Origin of the sequence: Nostoc sp., from assembly GCF_035638895.1 — a bacterium.
GTDB lineage: Bacteria > Cyanobacteriota > Cyanobacteriia > Cyanobacteriales > Nostocaceae > Nostoc.
The window spans coordinates 1-7,490 of the sequence record NZ_DASQZC010000383.1 but is presented as its reverse complement, the minus strand read 5'-3'; the positions used below and the strand labels follow the sequence as shown (position 1 = coordinate 7,490).

General features: G+C 44.2%; 4 protein-coding genes and 1 pseudogene. 2 read left to right on the top strand and 3 right to left on the bottom strand.

Going from position 1 to position 7,490, the window contains the following annotated elements:
- Positions 1-183: 183 nt before the first annotated feature.
- Positions 184-1,475, top strand: a pseudogene (locus VE944_RS18955) (photosystem I psaA/psaB family protein); the annotation flags it as partial.
- Positions 1,476-1,572: 97 nt separating this feature from the next.
- Here VE944_RS18955 and VE944_RS18950 read toward each other — a convergent pair.
- The 3 genes from VE944_RS18950 to VE944_RS18940 form a co-directional block, all read right to left on the bottom strand.
- Positions 1,573-1,785 carry a hypothetical protein gene (locus tag VE944_RS18950; protein ID WP_324980198.1) on the bottom strand — a complete coding sequence of 71 codons (213 nt, stop codon included), beginning with the start codon at positions 1,783-1,785 and terminating at the stop codon, positions 1,573-1,575.
- 469 nt (positions 1,786-2,254) lie between these two features.
- The gene (gene galT / locus VE944_RS18945) at positions 2,255-3,355 is read right to left on the bottom strand and encodes a galactose-1-phosphate uridylyltransferase (protein WP_324980196.1); all 1,101 of its coding nucleotides are present in this window, start codon (positions 3,353-3,355) and stop codon (positions 2,255-2,257) included.
- Positions 3,334-5,193 carry a glycoside hydrolase family 2 protein gene (locus VE944_RS18940; protein ID WP_324980193.1) on the bottom strand — a complete coding sequence of 620 codons (1,860 nt, stop codon included), beginning with the start codon at positions 5,191-5,193 and terminating at the stop codon, positions 3,334-3,336. The genes galT and VE944_RS18940 overlap by 22 nt, the downstream gene beginning before the upstream one ends.
- Before the next feature lie 921 nt (positions 5,194-6,114).
- Between VE944_RS18940 and VE944_RS18935 the strand changes: the two genes are divergently transcribed.
- Positions 6,115-6,924, top strand: a complete 810-nt coding sequence (locus VE944_RS18935) for a phytanoyl-CoA dioxygenase family protein (protein WP_324980190.1) — start codon at positions 6,115-6,117, stop codon at positions 6,922-6,924.
- The last annotated feature ends 566 nt before the right edge of the window (positions 6,925-7,490 follow it).

Genomic DNA, 7,490 nt, shown 5'->3' with positions numbered 1-7,490 from the left:
GGATTTTGCCCCTGTTTTCGGTACATAGTTACAAACCGCACACTTCTGTACTGCTGGTCGCAGTTATGCAAGGATTTTGAGCTATTTTACCCTCAAGTCTTGCACCTGAATATACTTCTTTGGTCAGATAATCTATATCCTGTGAGCTTCTCTTTCTTTTTCAGCAACCCCTAATTAAATTGCATGGCCACAAAATATCCTAAGTTTAACCAGGATCTCGCACAAGACCCGACTACACGTCGGCTCTGGTACGCGATGGCTATGGGAAATGATTTTGAAAGCCATGATGGCATGACCGAGGAAAATCTTTACCAAAAGATTTTCGCTACTCACTTCGGTCATGTGGCAATCATATTCCTGTGGGCATCTAGTCTGTTGTTCCACGTAGCCTGGCAAGGTAACTTTGAGCAGTGGATTAAAGATCCTCTGCATATTCGTCCAATCGCCCACGCGATTTGGGACCCTCATTTTGGTAAACCAGCAATAGAAGCTTTTACCCAAGGGGGCGCTAATCATCCTGTTAACATTGCTTACTCTGGTGTCTACCACTGGTGGTACACCATTGGGATGCGGACGAACAATGACCTTTACCAGGGTTCAGTGTTTCTTTTACTGTTAGCAGCATTATTCTTGTTTGCTGGTTGGCTGCACTTGCAACCCAAGTATCGTCCTAGCTTGGCTTGGTTCAAGAGTGCAGAACCCCGCCTGAATCACCACCTGGCAGGTTTGTTTGGTGTTAGCTCTCTTGCTTGGGCGGGACACCTTGTTCACGTTGCCATTCCCGAATCTCGCGGTGTTCATGTTGGTTGGAACAATTTTCTAACAACTTTGCCTCACCCAGCCGGTTTAGCACCTTTCTGGAGAGGTGACTGGGGTGTATACGCTCAGAATCCTGAAACGCCAGGGCATGTGTTTGGCACATCTCAAGGCGCAGGGACAGCAATTCTGACTTTTTTGGGTGGTTTTCATCCCCAAACTGAATCGCTATGGCTGACCGATATGGCTCATCACCATTTAGCGATCGCAGTTATCTTTATTGTCGCTGGTCACCAGTACCGGACTAACTTCGGCATTGGTCACAGCATCAAAGAGATGCTCAACGCCAAAAATTTCTTTGGTGTCCAAACTGAAGGTCAGTTCAACTTACCACACGGCTGTACGACACCTACAACAACTCCCTGCACTTCCAGTTGTCCATACACCTGGCAGCGTTAGGTACTGCATTATCATTAGTAGCGCAGCACATGTATTCGCTGCCTCCTTACGCTTTTATGGCTAAGGACTACACAACACAGGCGGCGCTGTACACCCATCACCAGTACATTGCTGGCTTCCTGATGATTGGTGCGTTTGCCCATGCGGGCATCTTCTGGGTTCGGGATTACGACCCAGAGCAGAATAAAGGTAACGTCCTTGAGCGTGTACTTCAGCACAAAGAAGCGATTATCTCACACTTGAGTTGGGTGTCGTTATTCTGCTACACTTTTTTGAAAAAAATCTAAATATATAAGGTGCGTTACGGCTAACGCACCTTATATATTTCAAAAATCAAATATGAGTCTTATAGTTACTTCAGGTATTAGTATTTGATTTTTCACCTGGGCGTTCGGTAGCAGGAGGATACTTAACAGCTTCTTCGACTCTATGGACTTCTGTGTTAGTTTGCTCCTCAGACAGGATATCATCAGGGTTTAATGATTGATCAGCAGCATCATCAATTACTCCATTGGCATTAACATTGGATTTATTAGAAGCGCCTTTATGGCTAGCATGTCCACTAGGCATAGCTATTACCTCTCATTTTTATAACTAAACACCCCCAGCCTAAACTCTTTTGTTTGGAGAAATACACTATCAGAAGGCTTATAAGAGAACTATCAAAATCCAGCCTGGAGTTATATAGATTTCGGCTATGGTGTACACACAAGTCTCTTGATCTGCACCTTTGATGCATCGACTCGCACCTTTGTTGCATTGCCTTGCACCTTTGTTGCATCGACCTACAAAAATTAACCCACCCTACGTTACACAGCAACTTTAAAAGAAGTGAAACAGTAAGCTGTTGCACATTTAAATTGCATATACTGGGCGGGCAATATGCCCACCCCACAAGAGTTATATTTAATTCGATTATGCAAATTAGATGTTTTTTAGCTTATTACAGAAAAGTTAAAAACCGTCCCCCATTAGAAGGAACGGTTAAGACAATTTGTTGTTCAAGAGATGGACAAACAGAAATAAATAGGTAGGTTTGTCACGCCGAAATTGGTTCTTCAATATTTACCATTACAGCTTGTAACTCCTTCGCTTTCTCTTCTGGCAAAGCATCATTGGCAAACATCCCTGCTGCAAGTTCAGTTCCCGCTAGATACTTCAGCCTTTCGCTTGTCCGATATGGTGGAAAAAATTCGGCGTGTAAATGCGCTTCGGGATGGGCTAAACCGTCAGTTGGGGCTTGGAACCAAGCCATCAAGTAAGGAAATGGACGATTCCACAAGCCGTCATACTTGAGGGTGACAGTTTTTAACGCCTTAGCAAGTCCCCAACGTTGCTCTGGAGTAAGATCCATAAAAGTGCCAACTGGTTCTTTAGGAGCAATCCAAATTTCATAGGGGTAACGAGCGCATACCGGGACAAATGCGATCGCATACTCATCTTGATAAATAATCCGTTGATTGTCTGCAATTTCCTTCTGAATCAAGTCTTGCAGTAAACCCCGCCGATTTTTTTCATAATACTCCTGCTGCATTGACAGCATCCGCGCTGGCACAGGTGGTGTAAAAGGATAGGCGTAAATTTGCCCATGAGGATGGTGCAATGTTACACCCACCTCTACACCCTTGTTTTCAAAAGGCAGCACGTACTGAATTTGGGGATTTGCTCCTAATACGCGGGTGCGATCGCCCCATACTTCCAACAGCAAATCAAGGTGTTCCAATTCCAGCGAACTAAGGGAAGCTTGGGCATTTTGAGCAAAAACCACCACTTCACACGCCCCATTAGCAGGCAATGTTTCCATAATACACTCTGGTGGGTCGTGTGCCGTTTGAGCCATTGAGGGAAAGCGATTATCAAACACCGCCACATCATACTTACCTGGGGGAAGTTCTGTAGGAAACTCCGGTTTCGTAGTGGGTGCAAGGGGGTTATATTCTGGGGGCGGCATGAAAGTCCGCCCTTGACGGTGAGAAGCATAAGCAACCCATTCGCCGCGTAAAGGATGCCAGCGCAGGTGAGGATTAGCCTGCACTGGTTCATTACTAGGGCTAGTGGCGATGATATTATCGGCAATCGGGTATCGACTATATAAGGTCAGTGGGCGACCATCCGGCTTTAACAGCTTGTGGGAGTACATAATCCTTGTCCTGAAAGGGTCGCAGCGCGGATCGCCTCAATGGGAAATTTAGGCGTGCGATCGGCGTATAATAAACCGTTAGCTTCTTGGAAAGTATCTGTAAATTGGGTGTAGCAAAATCCGCTAAACAACTCAATATCATTAATCGTTTCGAGCAGAGTAGCGTATTTAATTTCTAGCTCGGAAATATTGGAGCAACGCTCATATCCCCAAACTTTATCTGCATCGGGGGTATCAACAGGGGCATAGGCAATACCACCAAACTCAGTCAGCATCACTGGCTGTCCCTGATGCGGAAAGTTATCCAGTGTCAGTATGCGCCCGCCAGGACGCTTCCGGTCAAACAAATCCGTTAGTTTCACTTCTGGCCCATAGCGATGACCTAATCGTTGTGGGTGGGTGTCGTAGTCATGAATAGCCAGAATATCTGTATCTGTACTTTCCCAGCCATCGTTGGCAACCACTGGGCGGCCCGGATCGAGAGTTTTAGTTAAGTGAAACATTGCCAAAACGTAGTTTCGGTGAGCCGCAGTCTCAACCAGATTCGGAACTCCCCAGGATTCATTAAACGTTACCCAAGCTACGATACAGGGGTGGCTGATATCCCGCCTAATTACCTCAGCCCACTCTCGCGTTGTGCGTTCCACTGCTTTAGGTGTGAAACGATATGCACTGGGCATCTCCTCCCATACTAACAACCCCAGCTTATCTGCCCAATATAAAAATCGCGGGTCTTCAATTTTCTGGTGCTTACGGACTCCGTTAAAACCCATTGCTTTGGCAAGTTCGACATCGCGCCGCAATGCCCCATCGTCCGGTGCTGTCATTAGCGAATCAGGCCAGTAGCCTTGATCGAGAACTAAGCGCAAATAATAAGGACGACCATTGAGCATAAAGCGATCGCGCTGTATCCCTACAGTCCGCATTGCTGTATAGGATTTAGCTTCATCCAAAAGTTCATTGTTATGCCAAAGTTCAACGTGGGCATCCATTAGAGTGGGCTTTTCTGGACTCCACAGCAATTCGTTGCGGTAGTCGTCGATACCTGGATCGGAAAGGGAGATGCGACGGCCAATTTCTCCGTTAAACACTTCATAGGTATCGTTTGCCAGCACGGTATTGCCAATGCTCAGTTTCACCTTGATTTGGATGCCAGCAGGGGCATCACCTGCGATCGCAGCATAACAACCAACTTCCCAGCGCTCGAAGTCGGGACTCCACCGAATACTATCGATGTAAGTTCTACCTACGCGCTCAATCCAGACTGTTTGCCAAATACCACTGGTGCGAGGATACCAAATACTATGCGGTTCCAATTGCCAATCCTGCTTTCCTCTAGGCTTGGCAAGGTCACCAGGATCATCCTGGGCCCAGACTGTTACTTTAGTTATGCCAGTGTCATTCAAAACTGTGGTAATATCCAGCGTGAAAGGAGTATGTCCCCCTTCATGCTCTATCATGTATTGATCATTCACCCAAACACGGGCGCGGTAATCCACAGCCCCAAAGTGCAGTAATAATCTGCCGTCACCTTCAGGCGTTTCAAATTCTCGCTCATACCAGCAGTTTGGATGAAAACCTGTATCACCAATACCACTTTTGGTAGATTCGGGAGCGAAGGGAACTTGTATATAATGAGTCCACCCCTGGATATCGCCTGGTTGAACACATCGTCCTTCATCGTCAAAAGCGAACTTCCACTCACCGTTTAAATTTAGCCAGTGCGATCGCTGTAACTGTGGACGTGGATACCCAGCTTCTGGAAAGCTAGAAACCCTTTGATTATCTGTATTGGAGGGAAGGTCAACCTTACGCTTTTGTATATCCAACAAATTCATTAAAACCTCTTAATGTAACTACAATAGAACAAATTTTTTGTGGCTTCGGTTTAGACTAAACTAGTCTGTTTTGAGATATTCCAGGAGTTTTTTACTCCTTTCTCTGTAATCTATGTAACTTTATACCTGTATTTACAGAACGCTATTTATCGCTTAATAGTAAACATAAAATACATCAAGCGCCCTAGTATGGGAGCTACAAAATTAGGTATAGACTATTGACTCGTGACATTATGGCACACATATCGTGAATATTTGTCAAGTCCGCAGGAAAGAAATAGGTAAGCTGTTCCATATTTAAATTGCATCTACTGGGCGGGCAAAACGGCGAACCTAGAAGAGTTATGTTGAATTTGGCTTTGCAAGTTAACTATTGCTGAAGTTTTTTTAACTAATTCTGGGGTTGAAGTCAAGATCAACTCCAAGTGGCGGGGTGTGTCTTGCAAAATCCATATTTAAGGGAACTTCCGCTCCGGTTTGGCGCTAAATCTTCTTTACAAAACTTAATTAAGTATTACAAATTATTTTAATTTCTGCATTACGGAGTTGTAGCTAATTTTCAGTAGTCGTTGGATGACTCTGCGGCGAAAACTCCCATCTTGGCGGCAAAGGCAACACTTTTTGCTTTCAGTACTTTTATCACCTTTTACTACACTTATAATATCATAATTTGGGCAGTGAGTTGGTTTAAGAACCATTGCTGTATTTCTGATTCAGCACCTTACCCCCCAACCGGAAAACCCAAGAAACTAATCAAGATAAAGTCTTATCTTTAAAGAGATTTGGATAACCTAAGTCTACAAAAACTGATAAGTCAATTCCAGAAATGGTGCGTTATTATCGACGAACAATTGCAAAAACTGCTATTGAGAGTCCGATTTAAATTCGACTTTAACATCAGGAATTGGCGAGGATAAGAAAATGGTTCAAAGTATAGGTAGAGTAAATAAATATACAGATGCTGACCTAAACCGATTTGCCGAAGACCTAAATCGAGACGGAATTTGTGTGATTCGCGGTCTTTTTGATAAAGAATTGATTAGCGAATGGGCAAAAGGTTTTGAAAATTTATTCCGAGAGCGCCAAAATCGACCAGGTGGACTGGCTCCCCGTGAAATTGCTCGTTACTATCTAACCTTGCCTTGGGTTTCCCCCTTTGCCAACGTGGAAGTTTTCGCTAATCCGGTGATTATGGGTGTGCTGGAGCGAGTATTTTTTCAGGAATATGTGATGGTTCAGATGGGAGTTGATCTCCCAGTACAAGGTTCGGATTATCAGGAAATCCATCGGGACTATCGCCCTTTGTTCTCCGATCAAATAGTAACGCCACTCTACGCCCTTGCGGTTAACTTCCCACTTGTAGAAGTAACGGCAGAAAACGGGCCGTTCCAGATGGCGCGTGGTACGCATATCTTGCCGCGTGAAGAAGGGCTAAGGAAAATTGCCACTGGTGAAATTCCGATGGAATCTTTTTATATGCAACTAGGGGATGCGATGATTCGGACACCTTTAGCACTACACCGGGGTTCACCAAATCGGACTAACCAGCCAAGACCGATGGTAGTTATGGGCTATGCTATGCATTGGTTGCACACGCCGAAGGTGGATTTGACTCTCCAACGAGACTATTATGAGAGCCTACCAGAGAATTTAAGGCAGATGATTCGGTGTCAGGTGGTAGAACAGTTGCCAAAGGAGAAGGTTGAAACTTACGTGAATTTCAAGTACTAGGGACTTTTAAACAATTCGCAATGACGCGACGCTCCTGCGTCGCTAACGCTTCGCTATCGCGGACTCGCCTTGCGCGTCGCTAACGCAATTACGTTTTGAGATAGCGAAGCGTTAGCGAGTCTGCGAGCGTCTGGGGATTTAAACCCTTTCTCATTACAAGCAATTCCCTTTGGGGATGGGGAATTAACCCCTACACTTTGTTAACTTTTCACAGGTGTGTAGAACAAAAGATGAGGTTATATTTTAGTAACATTTATGCATAGGTGTGCATAAATCTATACAAAGCTATCCTTACTGAGACATAAATAAACCTAACAATTTATTTCTGCATACGTGTGCAAAAATAATTTCAATACAGGTCTTGCACACTTATGCATAAGCTAGAGTACGAAAGTAGCATTTAACAAATACAGGCATATTTTAGTTGACTACGAAAAGAACAAAAAATTATTTTTATTTATAATAGTCGGCATATTATTCTACCCCTATAAGATAGATTTAAAAGCAAATATTTTCCTCCTATAGTATTAACTTTCTCAATTTTGCTTGAGTTAAATATATTATAA

Coding starts and splice junctions, on each gene's coding strand:
- VE944_RS18950 (WP_324980198.1), bottom strand. CDS start 1,785: ATGCCTAGTGGACATGCTAGCCATAAAGGCGCTTCTAATAAATCCAAT.
- galT (WP_324980196.1), bottom strand. CDS start 3,355: ATGTACTCCCACAAGCTGTTAAAGCCGGATGGTCGCCCACTGACCTTA.
- VE944_RS18940 (WP_324980193.1), bottom strand. CDS start 5,193: ATGAATTTGTTGGATATACAAAAGCGTAAGGTTGACCTTCCCTCCAAT.
- VE944_RS18935 (WP_324980190.1), top strand. CDS start 6,115: ATGGTTCAAAGTATAGGTAGAGTAAATAAATATACAGATGCTGACCTA.